The sequence below is a fragment of the Phycisphaerales bacterium genome (assembly GCA_040217175.1).
Taxonomy (GTDB): Bacteria; Planctomycetota; Phycisphaerae; order Phycisphaerales; family UBA1924; genus JAHCJI01.
On the sequence record JAVJNT010000002.1, the window covers coordinates 165,297 to 182,360 of the forward strand.

Here is a 17,064-nt window from a genome sequence, read left to right on the forward strand (position 1 = left end):
TCTCGGACTCCTTTGCAGCGTTTCAGGGATGGCCGGGGTCACCGCCAGCCGGCGCGGTCCATGGTCTCGACGGCCTCTCGGTTCTTCTCGGCCATGGCGGACACCGGGACGTCCGCCGGGCGGAACGCCTCGAACCGCTTCAGCACGTCGGCCACCTCCACGCCCTCGACGACGGGGTACTCGAAGTTGCCCTTGGCGAGCGACTCCTGGGCCGCATCGCTGAGCAGGAACTCGATGAAGCGGATCGCGTTCTCGCGGTTCGGAGCGTTCTTCACGACGCCCGCGCCGCTGATGTTGACGTGGGCACCACCGAGGGGCGTGTCGCTCGAGTCCTGATCGGGGAAGATGATGCGGACCGACTCGGCGGCCTCGCGATCGGCGCCCTCGCCGGCGAGCATGCGGGCGACGTAGTAGTGGTTGACGACGGCCACGTCGCCCTCGCCGGCGGCGATCGCGCGGACCTGGTCTCGGTCGCCGCCCTGCGGGGTGCGTGCAAGGTTCGCGACGACGCTTTCGCACCACGCCTGCGTCGCCTCGGCACCAAGCCGATGGATGAGCGAAGCAACCAGCGACTGGTTGTACACGCTCGACGAGCTGCGAATCAGGACTCGATCGCGCCAACGCTCGTCGGCCAGGTCGGCGTAGCTCGTGATCGCCCCGGCGGGCACGCGGTCGTTCGAGGCCACGATCAATCGCACCCGCCGCGTGAGCGCGAACCACCGGCCGTCGGGATCGCGCAGGTACTCCGGCACACGCTGCTCGAGCTCTTCGGACTCGACCGATGCCAGCACGCCGGCTTGCAACGCTCGTTCGAGGCGGGCCGCGTCGACGGTGATGAACACGTCGGCAGGGCTCAGATCGCCCTCTCGCTGGATGCGGGCGAGGAGTTGGTCGCTCCCGCCCTCGATGAGGTTGACCTTGATGCCGGTTTCGGCGGTGAACCGCTCGTACAGGGCGTCGTCGGTGTCGTAGTGGCGTGCCGAGTAGACGTTGACGACTTCCTGCGACGACGCGTCTTCGGGCGTGTTGCCGGGGCCGAACGAGAGGGCGATGGCAAGCACCAGGGACAGCAGTGCGGTCACGAGAGGCTCCTTCTGCGATGCCGAGGCCGAGGCCGAAGCCGGCCGCGTTGGGGCAGACCCTATTGAGACAGAGTCTCAACTATAGCGGTGGCCAATCGGTGCGGACGGCAATCCGACGGATCCGTGGACGCATTCCGGCTTCCATCGGGGTTGGTTTGCCACGGGCCCCTTGCGTGCCGACGGTCGTGGCGTCGACGCGGACCGATCTGGAGTGCTCGACCCGCTCGGAGGCATGCACGTCGCACGCGTGCTCTCGTCCTGAGCGACGAAGATCGACCAGAGGGGCCGATGGCCGTCCAGTGATTCGCCGGCGTGGACTTTGGCCGCGCGTCCGTGTGGTCCGAGACGTGCAAACCGCCTGGACGCAGCGAGCGGGAAGCAGGGCAATGGAGCGGAGGCGACTCGAACGCCCAACTTCCAGCTTGCAAAGCTGGCAACCCCACGCCGTAACCCCTGATTCTACCGGCACTTGCGAGCCGACGCCCGACGCCCCCCGCGCATGCCCCAGCAGTTGCGGCCAGAACGGCCACGAATCGGGCGACCTGGACGCCGACTTGGCGGTGGTTGTTGAGGAATGGGCGAGCTTGCCCGAGCCGATCAAGCGGGCCGTGGTTGCGATGGTCGAGGCGAGCGGGAAGTGACGGTCGGCCGAACTGGTGGCCAGCGGACGGACCGCCCCCCCGACCCCCAACGCGGCGCGCTGCGTCAACCACCAATTGTAGGTTCGGGGCGCGTCACAACCACGATCTAACTAAGCACTTTCCCTAGTTAACCAACCGACAGGACTGTATAAGTGGTTTCGTCCGTGGCGTTTAGATCGGATTCGGCTTCCGACAGGGCACACCCCACCGCTTGACGGAGGGTTTTTTGCGGATTTTTCGGGTACCCCTTGCCATCGTCGAAGCACAGGAGACCCGATGGCACTGGACGCCGACCGAACGCTCCCCGCGTTGTTGAACTCGAAGCAGGTTACCGACCACTACGGCATCCCGCCCCGCACGCTTGCACGTCTGGTGTCGAGCAACGCGATCCCTTCGACCACGGTCGGGCGGTCGCGTCTGTTTCCGCGTGCGGCGCTGGAATTGTGGGTTGCCCACGGATGCCCAGACGAACCCGGCGATGGCGGACGCATCTTGCACGTGCTGCGCAAGGCGGTGACGGCATGAGCGAGCCGCACCTGTGGGAATGGGGACCACCGAATCCCCAGAATGACGCGACCCCGGCGGCAACCGGGGCACACGTCCACGAATCAGAAAGGCGAACTAATTCTACGCAATCCATCCCAGCGCCGGCTCACCACGCGGCTCCGAGCGGCACGACTGAAGTGGCGGCGCGACGCATCGCGGGCGCTGCTGGAAACCTGCGACAACGCATCCACGCGGCCATCGTCGCAGCCGGCGCGCACGGACTGACCGACGACGAAGGCGAAGCGCTGCTGTGGATCAAGCCGCAGACGTACACGCCCCGGCGCGGTGAACTTGTGCGGCTGGGGTTGGTGGTGGACAGTGGCGAGCGCCGGCACACGTCGAGCGGCCGACCTGCTGCCGTCTGGATCGACGCCAGACTGGCCCGTAGCGCCCCGAGGATGGCCCCTGCGGCGTCGCGTGCTACGGCGGGTTCAGAGAGGGGGCAAGCATGAGCGAGCCCGTCCAGCACGTTCTGGCCGCCCTACGCGGCCACGGGCACGAACCCCGCCAGTCTGGCGGTGGTTGGTCTTGCCGATGCCCTGCCCACGACGACACCAATCCCTCGCTGTCGATCCGCGCCGGCGACGAAGGGCGGGCACTGGTGTATTGCCACGCGGGCTGTAGCGTCGAGGCGGTGTGCGATGCCATCGGGCTGCGGCCCGCCGACCTGTTCGCGTCTACCAGCGATGGACCCACCGGACGGACAGCCACGAAGTGCCGGCAGGAATCGACCACGAAGCCCCGGACGTTCACGACGGCGGATGATGCGGTGCGCGAGCTGGAACGCCGGCACGGCCGACGCTCGGCGACCTGGACGTACACGGACGCAGCGGGTGAGCCCGTGGGATTGGTGGTACGGTGGAATACGGACACGGACAAGATCGTGCGGCCGGTTGCGCGTGGCGACGATGGACGCTGGCGCATCGGTGGGATGTCGGACCCCCGACCCCTGTACGCCCTGCCCGACCTGCTGGCCGCGCCGCTGTCGGATCGGGTGTGGGTGTGCGAGGGCGAGAAGGCGGCGGATGATGCGCGAGCGGTAGGACTGACGGCGACGACAAGCCCGCACGGGTCACAGTCGGCAAGCAAGGCGGATTGGTCCCCGATGGCCGGGCATGACGTAGTGATCCTGCCCGACCGCGACAAAGCCGGCGAGGGGTACGCCGACGACGTGGCGGGACTTGTGACGGCTGCGGGTGCGAAGTCGGTGCGGGTGGTTCGGTTGGCGGACTTGTGGGCAGGGATGCCCGAAGGCGGTGATATGGTGGACCTGTTGGACCATCGCGGCGGTGACGGTGAAACCGTGCGGGCGGAAGTCGAGGCGTTGGCGGATGCGGCCGAACCTGTTGCGGATTCGTTTCAGCCGCTTAGGGTGCGAGGCGATCGAAACGAATTGCGATTCGTTTCCGTGGCGGACATTGGCCCCTCTGAGCCCACCGATTGGCTGTGGCCGGGGTACATCGCCCGAGGGAGCGTGACGCTGCTGACCGGCCGATGGAAGGGCGGCAAGACCACGCTGCTAGGCCACCTGCTGCGCGACCTGTACCGGGGCGAGGGGTTGGTAGACTCGCCCATCGACGGCCCCACGCTGATCGTGAGCGAGGAACCGCTGTCACTGTGGAGACGACGACGCGACGCCCTACCCCTTCCTGCCGACGTGCGCATCGCCCAGCGTGAGAGTTTCGCCAAGCCCAGCCGGCAACAGTGGCAAGCGTGGATCGAATCGCTAGCCGAGACCATCCGACGCGATGGCGTGGCACTGGTAGTGTTCGACACGCTGGCGGGGCTGTGGCCCGTGGACAACGAGAACGATGCGGCGCAGGTACAGGAAGCGCTCGCCCTGCTACGCGACCTGACGCAAGCCGGCGCTGCGGTGCTGCTGTGCCACCATCCCCGCAAGGGCGAGGGCGAGAACTTCCAAGCGAGCCGGGGAAGCGGAGCGCTGCCGGGGTTCGCCGACATTCTGGTGGAGCTACAGCCCTACCAGAGAGACGACGCCAGCGACCGCCGGCGCAAGCTGGTGGCGACCGGACGCTACGAAGGCATCCCCGCAGAAGTGGTGATCGAGTTGACCGACGACGGGTACATCATGCTGGGCGAGCCCACGGGCGTGCGTGCTGCCGAAGTTGCCGACACCATCGCCGAACTGCTGCCGGCAGACGGGAAGGGCATGACCCCCGCCGACGTGGCGGAGGCGTGGCCGACTGACTGGAAGCCGGGCATAACCAAACTGCGCGGTGTGCTGAGGGCCGGACACAAGACTGGCCGCTGGGTAGAAAGCGGCGAGGGAGCGAAGGGCTCGCCCTACACCTACACGCGGCCCCCGAACTCGTTTCAATCGCCAGAGACCCATAGCGGCTGAAACGAATCCGAGCCGTAGGGGCGGCTAAGAGAAGATGCCCCACAACACCCACGCGACAGTTGCGATGCCGATGGCGATGACTACGAGAAAGAACACCCAGCGACCCAGGCGGCCGAACTCTTGTTCATCGTCGCGCCGCTTGAGCGCGCGGTACACGGCTTCCTCTTGTTCGTTGTTCGCCACGGTGCCCCCCTTCATACAACCGGATTCTATGGCTGATGCTGCTGGCGACGCTGTGGTGCCCAACAGAATATAGTTGCATAAATCGAAGTATTGGAGTACAATTCAGTATGCCAAGCGTGACAGAAAAACTCCGCGACGCTCTGGAACACTGCGGCCAGACGCGGTACGCGGTGAGCAAGGCGACGGGCATCCCGCAATCGACCCTGAGCCGGTTCGTGGCCGAGGGGCGGGCGCTGCGGGGCGACAACATCGACGTACTCGCCGACTACCTGGACCTGCAACTGGTGGCCAAGGCGAGCAAGCGGAAGGGGGCCAAGCGTGGCTAAGCAACGGAGCCGGGGCACGGGGAGCATTTTCAAGCGTGGCGGTCGCGGTTCGTGGATTGCCGTCTACACCGACGCGGACGGACGCCGGCGCGAGCGGAGTACGCGGACGACGGACAAGGGCGCGGCCGAGCGCATCCTGAGCAAGCTGGTGGCCGATGCCGCCCTGCGGCGAGACGGGGTGATCGACGCCCGGCAGGACCGGTTCATCGCTGAGAGCCGCAAGCCGCTGGCCCGGCACGTTGCCGAGTACCTGGACCACTGCCGCCACGCGGGCCACGCCGAGAAGGCCATCGACAACAAGCAACGCCACCTAGGCCGGTTGGTAGAGAGCCTGGACGACGGCCGATTGTCCGACCTGACAGCCGATGCCCTGGAGCGGTACCTGCGCCGGCTACGCGACAAGGGCCAGAGCGCCCGCACCTGGAACCTTGGCCGGCAAGTGGCGGTGGCGTTCGCGTCCTGGTGCGTGAAGCAAGGCCGGCTGGAATCCAACCCACTGTCGGTGGTGCCGAAGTTGAACGAACAACGGGACCGCCGGCGCGTACGTCGGACACTGACCGACGCGGAGTTGGCCCGGCTGATCGACGTGGCACGCAAGCGTGGCCGCGAGGCGTGGTATCTGGCGTGCGCCTTCGCCGGTACGCGAAAAGGCGACCTGCAACGGCTGACGTGGGCTGACGTGGACTTCGCCGACGCCACGCTGACGGTCCGTGAGGGGAAGGCCAAGCGGATCGACACCCTGCCCATGCATCCCCAGTTGGCCGACGCCCTGCGCCGGCGCTTGGCCGAACGTCCTGCCGTTGGTTCGGCCCGCGTGTTTCCTGAGACGGTAACGGACCTGACGCGGCGCAAGGACTTCGAGCGGGCCGGCATCCCCCTGGTGGACGACGACGGCCGCGTGGCCGACCTGCACGCCCTGCGGACAACGCTGGGCACGCAACTGGCCCGAGCGGGCGTGACGCCCCAAGTGGCCCAACGGATGATGCGGCACTCGGACTACCGGACGACGCTGAGCCACTACACGGTGCTGGGGCTGGCCGACACGGCCGGCGCGGTTGCCGCGCTGCCCTGCATCGGCACGCCCGACGCAAGGCAAGCCACGGGCACCACGGACGCCCGGCCCGAGAACGAACCCCCGCGCATACACCAGCGCATGCAAGGCCAGAGCGGGCAATCAGTGGCGCAACGGGGCACTTCGAGCGGGCACGGCCCGAGCGTGGCAGGGGCCATAAACACCGACGAAAACAGCGTTTCCAGCGTTGTAGGGGGAATGGAGCGGAGGCGACTCGAACGCCCAACTTCCAGCTTGCAAAGCTGGCACTCTACCAGTTGAGTTACCGCCCCTGGTGGGCCCATGGTATGCGCTTCTCGGACGCGGTCTTGCCCGCACAACCCTTCGCAACGCGTGTTGCCCGCCTCTCCGGTCGATAGGCCCGCCGAAGGGAGGGCTCGCCGATGGTTCGATCGGGATGGGCGGGGGCGTGTGCCGTGCTGGCGGCGTGGCTGGCGTGCGCGGTCGGCGTTGCCGCCGATCCACAAGAGGACTTCGAAGCGGGCCAGCAGGCCGAACTCGAGGGTCGATACCGCGAGGCGTTCGATGCGTACCTGCGGGCCTGGACCGATCCAATGCTGCGCATGGAGTCGGCGCGGCGAGCCCGATCGCTGGAGCGCATCGCCCGCGTGTCATCGGACGACGATGCGGCAGCCGTTGATCGCTTGCGCGAGCGGGTCGGTCCCGGTTTCCGGACGTACCGCTCGCGGTCGTACTACGTGCTGAGCGACGCGGACGATGAGTGGACGCGGTCGCGCATCACGCTCCTGGAACGAGCCCGCGAGCAGTACTTCCGTGAATTCGATCGGCTGTCCGTGCCGGTACACCCCCACCCCCACCGGCTGGTGTGCGTGTTCTTCGGTGAGCACGGCGACTACCTCGGGTTTGCGAGAGAACACGATGGCTTCGATGCGGGCTGGACCGCCGGCTACTACAGCATGGCCCACAACGCCATCGTCATCCACGACGACCGCACGTCGCCCAGCCTGTACCGCGTCAACCGACAGCTCCAGGGCTTTCAGGACCGTGCCGACCTGCTCGTCGGTCGAGCCGAAGACGCGGAGGCCCAGGGCGAGACCGAGCAAGCCGGGTTGTTGCGCGATGCGGCGGCCGACCTCGAAGCGCACATCGCCAGCGAGCGGGCGCGCATCGAAACGCAGGTGCTGCGGTTCGGCGTGGCGAAGGTGTTGCACGAGGCCATCCACCTGCTCGCGTTCAACACGGGCCTGCAGCGGCGGGGCTCGGAGTACCCGTTGTGGGTCAGCGAAGGGCTGGCGTCGAGCTTCGAGTCTCACAGCATCGACGGCCAGTTTGGATTCGCGTTCGAGTACGAGCCGCGGGAGTTGGAGCTGATGTCGCTGGCAGCCGCCGGCACCGTGCCCGAACTCACGGACGTGGTGACGCTGGACGACAACACGGGGCTGCGGATCGACACGGCCCGGCCGCTGTACGCGGTGTCGTATGGGCTGTTCAAGGAGTTGCACCGCACGAACCGCGAGGAGCTGGCCGCCTATCTCATGGAGCTGGCCGACCTTCCCCGCGGGCCGCAGACGGCCGAGCAGCACCTCGAACGGTTCGAGCGGCACTTCGGCGATGCGAGCACGCTCGAGAACCGGGTGAACCGGCGCTGGGCGGCTGCCGCCCGAGAGCGCGAGCAGGCCGAGGCGGTGCGGTCGGCCCGTCGCTAGGGCGGTCGGCACGCGAGGCGTCCGAACAATGCCACAACAGATGCCTGGCCCGCGCGGGCGTTGTCGCGCGACGGGCGGCTAGACCTCGCGCATCGGACGCTGTAATCTGTAGCGAACGGGGCACTTGCGGCTAGAAGGAGCCGGCGGGTGCGGCGTCGATTCGACCCCAAAGCACGCATCACGGGCCGTCGGTCCCTCAACATCAGGAGAGCAGCATGCCAGCGTTGGACCACACGGGAAGGTGCCGCGTTTCGGCGGCGTTGGCGATGGCCCTCGCGGCCGGCACGTCTTTGCAGATGGCCTGTGCAAGCGACTCGGCCCCGACGGCCGAGCCGGCGACCACGATGACACGATTCACGGACGAGGGCGAGCGCGGCGCGGCCGCCTCCGCGGCGTGGATGGCCCAGCAGGCCAGGGTCGGCTATCCGCGGATGCCCAGCCTGAGCCCGGACGGCTCGAAGATCGTGTTCACGTGGGCGGGCGACCTGTGGGCGGTGTCGCGCGATGGCGGCATTGCCTCTCGTCTCACCACGCATCCGGCCGACGACCTGCGCAGCGCCTTCAGCCCCGACGGCTCGACGCTCGTGTTCGAATCGACGCGTGACGGCAGCCGCAACCTGTACGCGATGCCGATCTCGAGCGAGGACGGCCGCGTGGTGGGCGGCGCCGTCCGCCGGCTGACGCTGAGCGATCGTTCGCTGACGCTCTCGGGCTTCGCGGCCGATGGCCAGTCGGTCCTGGTGCACGCGAACCTCAAGCCCAGCATGTACCGCGGCGTGAACATGTGGTCGGTGCCGCTCGAGGGCGGGCCGATCGAGTCGCTGACCGACGCGTTTGGGCTGATGCCCAGGATGTCGGCAGACGGATCGACCGTGCTCTTCACGCGTCAGCGCGACTTGTACGACCGCCCCGCCTACCAGGGACCGGCTGCCGGCAACGTGTGGGCGATGGACACGCAGACGGGCCGGTTCACGCAGCTCACGGCGTTCGACGGCAACGACGCCAACGGCTTCGCGCTGCCAGACGGCTCGGTGGTCTACACGTCGAGCCGGCACGGGCAGAACAACCTGTGGCACATTCCCGCGGGCCAGACCGACGCCGTCGGGCCGCGCCGGCTGACGGACTTCGCACCCGAGGAAGGCGAGCACACGATCGCACACGGCGTGCACGACCTGAACGTCTCGAACGACGGCTCGACCGCAACGTTTCTCGTGTGGGACACGCTCTACACGCTCGATCTGACCCAGCGGGGCGCCGAGCCCAGGGCCATCGAGGTCTACGCCTCGGGCGACTCCCAGACGCTCGACACACGGCTGGAGACGCTCGACCGCCAGGTGAGCGAGGCGGCCCTGAGCCCGGACGGCAAGACGCTTGCCGTCGTGGCACGCGGCGAGGTGTTCATTCGCAATACCGAGGACGACCGCCCGACGCGGCGGGTGACCTTTACCAGCGGACGTGAGCAGGACCTGGCCTGGAGCCCCGACAACCAGTACCTCTACTTCGCGAGCGACGAAGAGGGCGAGTTCGCGATCTACCGCGCGACGGTGAGCCTCTCGCGCGAAGACCTGATGCCCGAGGAAGAGGAAGAAGTCGTCGAGGAGGCGGACGAGGCAGTCGACGAGACCGCCGACGAGGCGACCGAGGAAGAGACCGAAGACGGCGCCGAGGACGAAGACGCCTCGCAGGAAGCCGACGAAGACGAAGCCACCGAGGAAGATGAAGCCGACGAGGACAAGATCGACTTCGGCAAGCGCTGGTCCGAAGGACTTCGGTTCGAGGTCGAGCCGTTCATCGACGGCGGCGAGCGGACCGTGCGGCCCATGCCGTCGCCCGACGGCTACCGCCTGCTGTACGTCCGCGAGCGGGGCGACCTGTGGCACCGCGACCTGGCCTCGGGCGAGGACACTCTGGTGTTCGAGAGCTGGAACGAGCCGGGCGTGCAGTGGGCTTCGGACAGCCGGCACATCGTCTACCAGGTTGCCGATCTGGACTTCAACTCCGACGTCTGGCTGCTCGACCTCGACGGTGAGAGCGGCGAGCCGGTAAACATCACGCGGCACCCGGACATCGATACGTCGCCTCAGTTGAGCCACGACGGCAAGATGCTCGTGTTCCTGAGCGATCGTGCTGGTAATAACTGGTCGTACGACGTGTACGGCGTGATGCTCGACCGCACGCTGGAGGGCAAGACCGACTACGAGTTGGCCGAGTACTTCAAGGACGCGGCCAAGGCCGTCGGCAAGGCTGGCGCGATCGACACGCCCGACATGACCGAGCCGCCGGAAGAGCGCGAAGCGCTGGAGTTCGACGTCGACGACGCGTGGAAGCGCGTGCGTCGGCTGACCCGGGTGGACGGCGCCAGCGACCTGGCGCTCACGCCCGGCGGCGACCGCGTGCTCTTCAGCACCAGCATCGACGGCAGCACGAGCCTGTACTCGGTCGACTACCGGGGCCGCGATCGCAAGACCGTGCAGAGCGGCGGCGTCTCGCAGGTCCGCGTGACGGCCGACGGCTCGAAGGCCTTGTTCATCCGCGGCGGCCAGGCGGCGACGGCCAAGCCCTCGGGTGGCAGCGCCAACACGCTGGGCATCGACGCGACCGTGCGCATCGACGTGGCGGCCGAGCAGGCCCAGAAGTTCCGCGATGCGGCCAACATGCTGGGCCGCGAGTTCTACCACCCGACCATGAAGGGCCTGGACTGGGACGCCCTGACCGAACGTTATCTCCAACTGGCACGCGTGACGCGCACGCCCAGCGAGTTCTACCAGGTCGCACGCCTCATGATGGGCGAGTTGAACGGCTCGCACCTGGGCATCTGGGGCGGCACGCAGCCCTACAGCGCGCCGTCGATCCGCACGGGCTACCTTGGCATCGATGCCGTGCCCGTCGACGGGGGCTACGAGGTGGCGAATGTGCTGCCCGAGGGACCGGCGTCCCGCGACACGAGCCGCCTGCACGTGGGCGACGTCATCACGGCCATCAACGGCGCACCCCTGGCGCCCGGCGGCGGCATGCCGACGATGGACCTCGGCGAGGCGATGGCTGGGACGTCGGGCCAGGAGACGCTGCTCGACATCGTGCCTGCCGATCCGGAGTCTTCCGCATACGTGCTGATCGTGCCGACGTCGTCGGGCGGCGACAGCAACCTGCGGTACGAGGACGGCGTGCGCCATCGCCGGGCCAAGGTCGAAGAGCTCTCGAACGGGCGCGTTGGCTACCTTCACATCCGCGGCATGAACGAGCCGTCGCTGCGGGACTTCGAGCGAGACCTGTTCGCGGCGGCCAACGGTAAGGACGGCCTGCTTATCGACGTGCGCGACAACGGCGGCGGCTGGACGACCGACATCCTGCTCAGCTCGCTGACGGCGCCGCGGCACGCGTACACCATCCCGCGCGGCGCCGACCCGGACTCGGTGCCCGAAGACGCGTACCCGCGTGACCGCCGGCTCATCTACGGCTACTCGCGCCCGATCGCGGTCTTGTGCAACGAGAACTCGTACTCGAATGCCGAGATCTTCTCGCACGCCATCAAGACCACGGGCCGCGGGCCGTTGGTTGGCCAGCAGACCTACGGCGCTGTCATCTCGACCGGCTCGTACCGGTTGATCGACGGCACGACCGTTCGGCGGCCGTTCCGCGGTTGGTACCTGCCCGACGGCACCGACATGGAGAACAACGGCGCCATGCCGGACGTGGTCGTGCTCGTCGACCCGGGCGACGAGGTCGAGGGCGTCGACCCGCAGCTCGAGGCGGGCGTCCGTGCGGTCATGGAAGAGATGGAGTAGGTCCGCCGACAATTACACGGCGGCCGGGCGCTTGCCCAGCCGGCACAGACGGACGCCTCATGGGCGTCCGTTTCGTTTTTGCGGCCCGATGAATCCGCGCGATGGCCGATAGCCACGGCGAGGAGTGCGCTGGCTATGGCAGGAGAATCGACCATCGTTCGGTCCGCCATGGGCGTGTGGCTGCTGGCCGTGCTCGGTGCAGCGGCGACGGCGCATTGGCTGCTGCCGTACGACCCGCAGGCCGGCCTCTTCGCGCTGGGGCTGCTCTGCATGGCCTACACCCTTGCGGCTTTCGGGCTGGCACGCAGGCAGGCCGGCTTGACCGCGCTCCTGCCCCTGGCGTGGCTGGCGGGTTTCGGCATGTGGCTGCCCATCGGCGAAGACTTCGGCGCGGGGACCATGTCGCCGATCCTGAGCAGCTGGGGCGTGTCGGCAACGATGGTCGAATCCCTGGCTTATGCGCTGGTTCTGGTCGTGGGAGGCGTGGCGACGAGCGCCATGTTGTACCTTGGCACGGCCTCGGCGTCGGTGTTCTGGCATGTGCTGGTGCTGACCATGCTCGTTGCCGGCGCCTCGCTCTCGCACGACGACACGCCGACGACCACGTTCGCCGCCATCATTGCGTGGCACGCGGGCGCGGCCGGCTCGCTCATGCGATGGGCGTCACACACCGCGTGGGCCGTGAGGCAGGGCGTCTGCGCCCGGTGCAGCGAGGACGTGCGCGGCGTGAACGGCAGCTCGTGCCCGAGCTGCAAGGCGCCGCTGATGTATACGCCACCGCCGCGCCTCGCCGCCCCGGGCACCGGGCCCGCGACGCCTCGCAAGGACGAGGCCGCCTAGGCCACCGTCCGATCCTCGAGGTACGGGATGGGCGTGACCGGGCCGCTGCCCACGTAGGGCGTCAGTTCGACCGGAAGCGCTTTCAGCCCGCGACGGCGCGCCTTGGCGACCGCGTACCGCAGCGCCTCGTCGATGCGCTGGTGCACCTTGGGCGTGATGTTCAGCCCGTGGGCGTGCATCTGCTGCAGCGAGAAGAGCCACGCGTGGTACTCTTCGAGGCAGCGCGGCTTGTAGGCGCCAAGGCCGATGGCGTGGTGCCCGACCTCGTGCAGGAACACCGCCGCCGAGATGGGGCCGCGCGGCCGGGGGCTTTCGATGAGCCGCGAGATCGTGCCGTCGGCGTAGTGCACCTCCCACGCCACACCGCTGGTGCTGCTACGCCACTTGCGTACGCGGATGTCGTACTGCGCGAGCATCTGCCGGGCCACGGCCTCGTAGCGATCCGCCGCGGGCGTGCGCCGCCTGGGTGGCGCGGCGACCCGCACCGGGCGCGGCGGCGCGGGCGGCTTCCTCCTGGGGATCAGGTCCCAGAGCGTGCGCATGGTCGGCGCTCCGGGGTTGCGACCTCGCCCGCGGCGAGCGAATGGCCGTTGGCGAAGGCGGTGAATTCCATCGGCTTCTTGCCCGCGGGCTGCACGGTGACGAGGCGCAGGGCCGTGCCCTGGCCACACGCGATGAGGCCCGCGGGATCGATGAGCGTGCCGGGTGCCGCGTCGTGGTCGTGCTGCTCGGCCGAAACGCGCAGGAGTTTCAGCACGACGCCCGCGAGCGTGATGCTCACGCCGGGCCAGGGCGTGAGGCCGTGGACGCGGCGCCGGCAGGCGTGGGCCGTGTCGGCGAAGTCGATCCAACCATCGGCCTTGCTGAGCTTGGGCGCGAGGGTGACCCTGTCGGCATCTTGCTTGACGGGCTCGAGCGTGCCGGCCTCGAAGCGATCGAGCACGCCCGCGACGACCTCGACGCCGTCCTCCGCCAGCACGTCGTGTAGCTCGCCGATGGTCAGGCCCGGGTCGAGCGGCCGGCTCGACTGGCCCAGCACGAACCCGGCGTCCATCTCGTCGGCCAGCGTGATGACGCTGACGCCGGTGGTCTCGTCGCCGGCCAGGATCGCCGCGTTGATGGGCGCCGCGCCGCGCCACCGCGGCAGGAGCGAGGCGTGTAAGTTCACTGCGAACCTGTCGGCCAGGAGCTTCTGACCCAGCTTCTGGCCGAAGGCGATGACGACCCAGGCATCGGCCTCGAAGCCGCGGATGCGATCTCGGACCTCGGGCGTGTTGACCTGCTCGGGCTTGAGCACCTCAACGCCCGTCAGCAGCGACTCGGCTTCGCTTGCGATGGGCGTCGGGCTGAGCGTCTTTCCTCGGCCCGCCGGTCGATCGGGCTGCGTCACGACGGCAACCACCTCGTGCCGCTTTGCGAGCATGCGGAGCGTGGGCACGCCGAAGGCTCCCGAACCAAAGAACACGACCTTCATGCCGGCGGGCCTCCCTGCCCTTGTTGGGAACTCTTGTAGATAATTAGCGTGCCTTGCGTTCGAGCTTTCGGACGGCCGAGCGCGTGCGCAGGCGGTCGAGCTGGCCGAACTTGTCGATGATGAGCACGCCGTCGAGGTGGTCGACCTCGTGCTGGATGCACCGGGCGAGCAGGCCGACGGCCTGGACCTCGAACTTCTTGCCATCCAGGCCGGTTGCCTCCATGACGACCGCGTGCTGGCGGTTGACCTGGCCTCGGATGTCGGGCAGGCTGAGGCAGCCCTCTTCGATCGATTCGAGGTCGCCCACCGGTCGAAGCACGGGGTCGATGCAGGCCCAGGGCTCGCCGCCTGTGTGCTCCTGGATGTGGTCGGGCAGCGAGCCGGACGAGCGATCCGCCGGAATGGCGCAGACGAACATCCGCCAGGACAGGCCGACCTGTGGCGCGGCCAGCCCGATGCCTTCTTCCTGACGCATGATCTCGACCATGCGGGCGGCGACTTCGCGGACGTTGTCGGTCACCTCGCCCACGGGCTCCGCCTTAGTACGCAGGACCCGGTCGGGATGGAAGCGCAGGTGCAGGCTCTGCGGGTCGGCGTCGGGCCGTGTCGTGCTGTGGGCATGCTGGGGCATCGCGGGGATGATATTGTGCGGCGTCGGGGAGGGTCATGCGATGGCCCTAGAATCGCGGCCGCGGGCGTTTCGGCGGACGGTTGACCAGACTGGAGCAGGATTTTGGCGATCTTCGGCGGCAAGAAGAAGAAGGATGCCCAGGGGACTCCCGAATCGAACGGGACCCCGGAGCCGGAGACGGCCAGCAGCGGGAAGAGCGGCGACGGCGGCAAGGGTGCCGAGCCCGGACCGACCTTCAACCCCGAGGGCGCCGATCGCTTCTTCGAGCACGCCCGCACCGCCCACGAGACGACCAACTACGAGTACGCCATGAACCTGTGGCTCAGCGGCCTGCGGCAGGACGCGAGCAACATGACGGCGATGGAGAGCTTCTTCCGTTCGGCCGCGGCCTTCGCGGGGGCCAACCCCAAGAAGAAGCCCAAGGTCGACGTGCCGACCAAGACGCCGGTGGACAAGTTCCTCGCGGCACTGCTGAACTGGGCGACGCGGCTGAGCGACGGCGACGCGGCGATGCGTGCGGGCGAGGCGGCGGCCAACGCCGGACTCGACGAGCAGGCCTACTGGTGCCTCGAGCGCTCGATGACGCTTGCCAAGCAGGCCAAGCGCCCCAGCCCGATCGTGTTCAAGCGTCTCATGCAGCAGTTCGCCAAGGTCGGGGCTTATACCGAGGCGGTCGAGGCCGGCAACATCGCCGTCCAGCTCAACCCCTCCGACAGCGACCTGGCCAACGCGGTCAAGAACTTCTCGGCCCAGGCGACCATGAGCCAGGGCGGCTACGACAACGTGGGCGAGGAGGGCGGCTTCCGCAAGAACATCCGCGACGCTGCCAAGCAGCAGCGTTTGCAGGACGAGGAGGCGCTGTCGAAGGACGAGGGCACCATCGAGCGCCTGATCGAGCGGGCCCGGGCCGACCTCGAGGAGCGTCCGGAAGATCCGCCCACGCTCAACGCCCTGGCCAAGCGGCTGCTCGAACGCGGTTCTCCGAAAGATGAGAAGGAAGCGTACGAGCTCTACAAGAAGGCCTACCAGCTCACCAAGGAGTTCCGCTTCCGTCAGGCGGCCGACGACATCAAGATGCGCGCGTGGCGCCGCCGGCTCATGGCCCTCGAGAAGAAGGCCGTCGACAATCCCGACGACGAAGGCGTACAGCAGGAGCTCGAGAGCGCCCGCAAAGACGTGCTCGAGGCCGAGACGAAGGTCTACGCCGCCCGGGTGGAGGCCTACCCGACCGACATGACGCTCAAATTCGAGCTCGGTCGGCGATACTTCAGCCAGGGCCAGTTCGAGGACGCCATCGCCAACCTGCAGCAGGCCCAGGGCGAGCCCAAGCTGCGGGTGCGCACGCTGCACATGCTCGCCCAGTCGTTCCTAGCCATGCAGTGGGGCGACGAGGCGGTCACGACCTTCCGCCAGGCGCTCGAAGCGCACGGCCGCGACGGGGACGAGACGGGCATGGAGATCAACTACGGCCTGATGGATGCGCTCCTGACCAAGGCCACCGACCACCGCGACCTCGAGGCCGCCATCGAGGCCGACAAGATCGCCTCGAGCATCGCCATCAAGGACATCGGGTTCAAGGAGATCCGAGCCAAGCGCGACGCCATCAAGAAGCTTCTGGTCGAGCTGCGGCAGGCCTAGGGCCTCATGGGTCAGCCCCGGGCCATCGCCATCATCCCCGCCCGCATGGGCTCGACGCGGTTCCCCGGCAAGGCGCTCGCGAGCGAGACCGGCAAGCCCATGGTCGTGCACGTGTGCGAGCGAGCGAAGCTGGCCCGGGCCGTCGCCAACGTCGTCGTGGCCACCGATAGCCAGGCGATCCGCAAGGCGGTCGAGGCCTACGGCTTCGACGCCGTGATGACCAGCGCGGAGCACCCCAACGGCACGAGCCGGCTGGCCGAGGCAGCTAAGACGATGGGCCTGAAGAGCCAGCAGCCGATCGTCAACGTGCAGGGGGACGAGCCAGAGATCGAGCCGGAGATCGTCGATGCGGCCCTCATCGCCGTCGGCCAGCACATGCTGCCCGGCATGGTGAACAAGATGTATCGGATCGCCCAGCTCGGCACGGTGGCGACGCCCCTGCAACCGCACGAAGACGCCGCAAGTCCGAATCTGGTCAAGGTCGTGACCGGACTCATCGAGCCAGACCTCGGCGTCGCGCGCGGCCTGTACTTCTCCCGGTCACCCATCCCGTTCGATCGAGATCACTCGTCGGCGGCCACGCCGCTGCGGCACGTGGGCATCTATGCCTACGACGTGTTCTCGCTCGAGCGATACGTGTCGCTCGCCCAGACGCCCTTGGAACGCAGCGAGCAACTCGAACAGCTCCGCTGGCTGGAACACGGCCTGCCGATCGCCGTGGCCGTCCGTCGCTGCTCGCACCAGGGCATCGACACGCCCGAGCAGTACGCGGCGTTCGTGGAACGCTTTCGGACCAGCCAAGGCGGATGACGTGCGC

Annotated in this window: 13 protein-coding genes and 2 tRNA genes; 8 read left to right on the plus strand and 7 right to left on the minus strand. The window is 68.1% G+C overall.

Annotated features, from left to right (window positions below):
* Positions 1–38: 38 nt before the first annotated feature.
* Positions 39–1,082: a Fe(3+) ABC transporter substrate-binding protein gene (locus tag RIA68_07730; GenBank protein ID MEQ8317331.1), complete on the minus strand. Its 1,044-nt coding sequence runs from the start codon at positions 1,080–1,082 to the stop codon at positions 39–41.
* Between the two features lie 387 nt (positions 1,083–1,469).
* Positions 1,470–1,547 (minus strand) — tRNA-Ala (locus RIA68_07735).
* A gap of 452 nt (positions 1,548–1,999) precedes the next feature.
* Here RIA68_07735 and RIA68_07740 point away from each other — a divergent pair.
* The gene (locus RIA68_07740) at positions 2,000–2,248 is read left to right on the plus strand and encodes a helix-turn-helix domain-containing protein (GenBank protein MEQ8317332.1); all 249 of its coding nucleotides are present in this window, start codon (positions 2,000–2,002) and stop codon (positions 2,246–2,248) included.
* Between the two features lie 469 nt (positions 2,249–2,717).
* Positions 2,718–4,631: an AAA family ATPase gene (locus tag RIA68_07745; GenBank protein MEQ8317333.1), complete on the plus strand. Its 1,914-nt coding sequence runs from the start codon at positions 2,718–2,720 to the stop codon at positions 4,629–4,631.
* Positions 4,632–4,655: 24 nt separating this feature from the next.
* On the opposite strand, the gene RIA68_07750 is transcribed toward RIA68_07745, so the two are convergent.
* Positions 4,656–4,829 (minus strand): hypothetical protein, encoded by a 174-nt coding sequence (locus tag RIA68_07750; protein ID MEQ8317334.1) that lies wholly within the window; start codon positions 4,827–4,829, stop codon positions 4,656–4,658.
* A gap of 92 nt (positions 4,830–4,921) precedes the next feature.
* Between RIA68_07750 and RIA68_07755 the strand changes: the two genes are divergently transcribed.
* The gene (locus RIA68_07755) at positions 4,922–5,140 is read left to right on the plus strand and encodes a helix-turn-helix transcriptional regulator (protein ID MEQ8317335.1); all 219 of its coding nucleotides are present in this window, start codon (positions 4,922–4,924) and stop codon (positions 5,138–5,140) included.
* A 1,271-nt stretch (positions 5,141–6,411) separates the two neighbouring features.
* Here RIA68_07755 and RIA68_07760 read toward each other — a convergent pair.
* Positions 6,412–6,484: transfer RNA gene (locus RIA68_07760), tRNA-Ala, on the minus strand.
* 111 nt (positions 6,485–6,595) lie between these two features.
* On the opposite strand from RIA68_07760, the gene RIA68_07765 reads away from it, so the two are divergent.
* The 3 genes from RIA68_07765 (at position 6,596) to RIA68_07775 (ending at position 12,504) form a co-directional block, all read left to right on the plus strand.
* On the plus strand, positions 6,596–7,879 hold the full coding sequence (locus tag RIA68_07765; protein ID MEQ8317336.1) for a DUF1570 domain-containing protein: 1,284 nt from the start codon (positions 6,596–6,598) through the stop codon (positions 7,877–7,879).
* Between the two features lie 215 nt (positions 7,880–8,094).
* Entirely contained in the window at positions 8,095–11,664 is a 3,570-nt protein-coding gene (locus RIA68_07770; protein ID MEQ8317337.1) for a S41 family peptidase, read from the plus strand.
* Positions 11,665–11,799: 135 nt separating this feature from the next.
* Complete coding sequence (locus tag RIA68_07775) at positions 11,800–12,504, plus strand: hypothetical protein (protein ID MEQ8317338.1); 705 nt, start codon at positions 11,800–11,802, stop codon at positions 12,502–12,504.
* On the opposite strand, the gene RIA68_07780 is transcribed toward RIA68_07775, so the two are convergent.
* Genes RIA68_07780 through def form a run of 3 tightly spaced genes read right to left on the minus strand, consistent with a single transcriptional unit; the run spans position 12,501 to position 14,609 of the window.
* On the minus strand, positions 12,501–13,046 hold the full coding sequence (locus RIA68_07780) for a hypothetical protein (protein ID MEQ8317339.1): 546 nt from the start codon (positions 13,044–13,046) through the stop codon (positions 12,501–12,503). The genes RIA68_07775 and RIA68_07780 overlap by 4 nt on opposite strands.
* A complete protein-coding gene (gene fmt / locus RIA68_07785) occupies positions 13,025–13,978 on the minus strand; it encodes a methionyl-tRNA formyltransferase (protein ID MEQ8317340.1) in 954 nt (317 codons plus the stop codon). Before fmt ends, RIA68_07780 begins: the two co-directional genes overlap by 22 nt.
* Positions 13,979–14,021: 43 nt before the next feature.
* A complete protein-coding gene (def, locus tag RIA68_07790; GenBank protein ID MEQ8317341.1) occupies positions 14,022–14,609 on the minus strand; it encodes a peptide deformylase in 588 nt (195 codons plus the stop codon).
* Between the two features lie 102 nt (positions 14,610–14,711).
* Between def and RIA68_07795 the strand changes: the two genes are divergently transcribed.
* A complete protein-coding gene (locus RIA68_07795; GenBank protein MEQ8317342.1) occupies positions 14,712–16,247 on the plus strand; it encodes a hypothetical protein in 1,536 nt (511 codons plus the stop codon).
* A gap of 6 nt (positions 16,248–16,253) precedes the next feature.
* A complete protein-coding gene (kdsB, locus tag RIA68_07800) occupies positions 16,254–17,057 on the plus strand; it encodes a 3-deoxy-manno-octulosonate cytidylyltransferase (protein MEQ8317343.1) in 804 nt (267 codons plus the stop codon).
* The last annotated feature ends 7 nt before the right edge of the window (positions 17,058–17,064 follow it).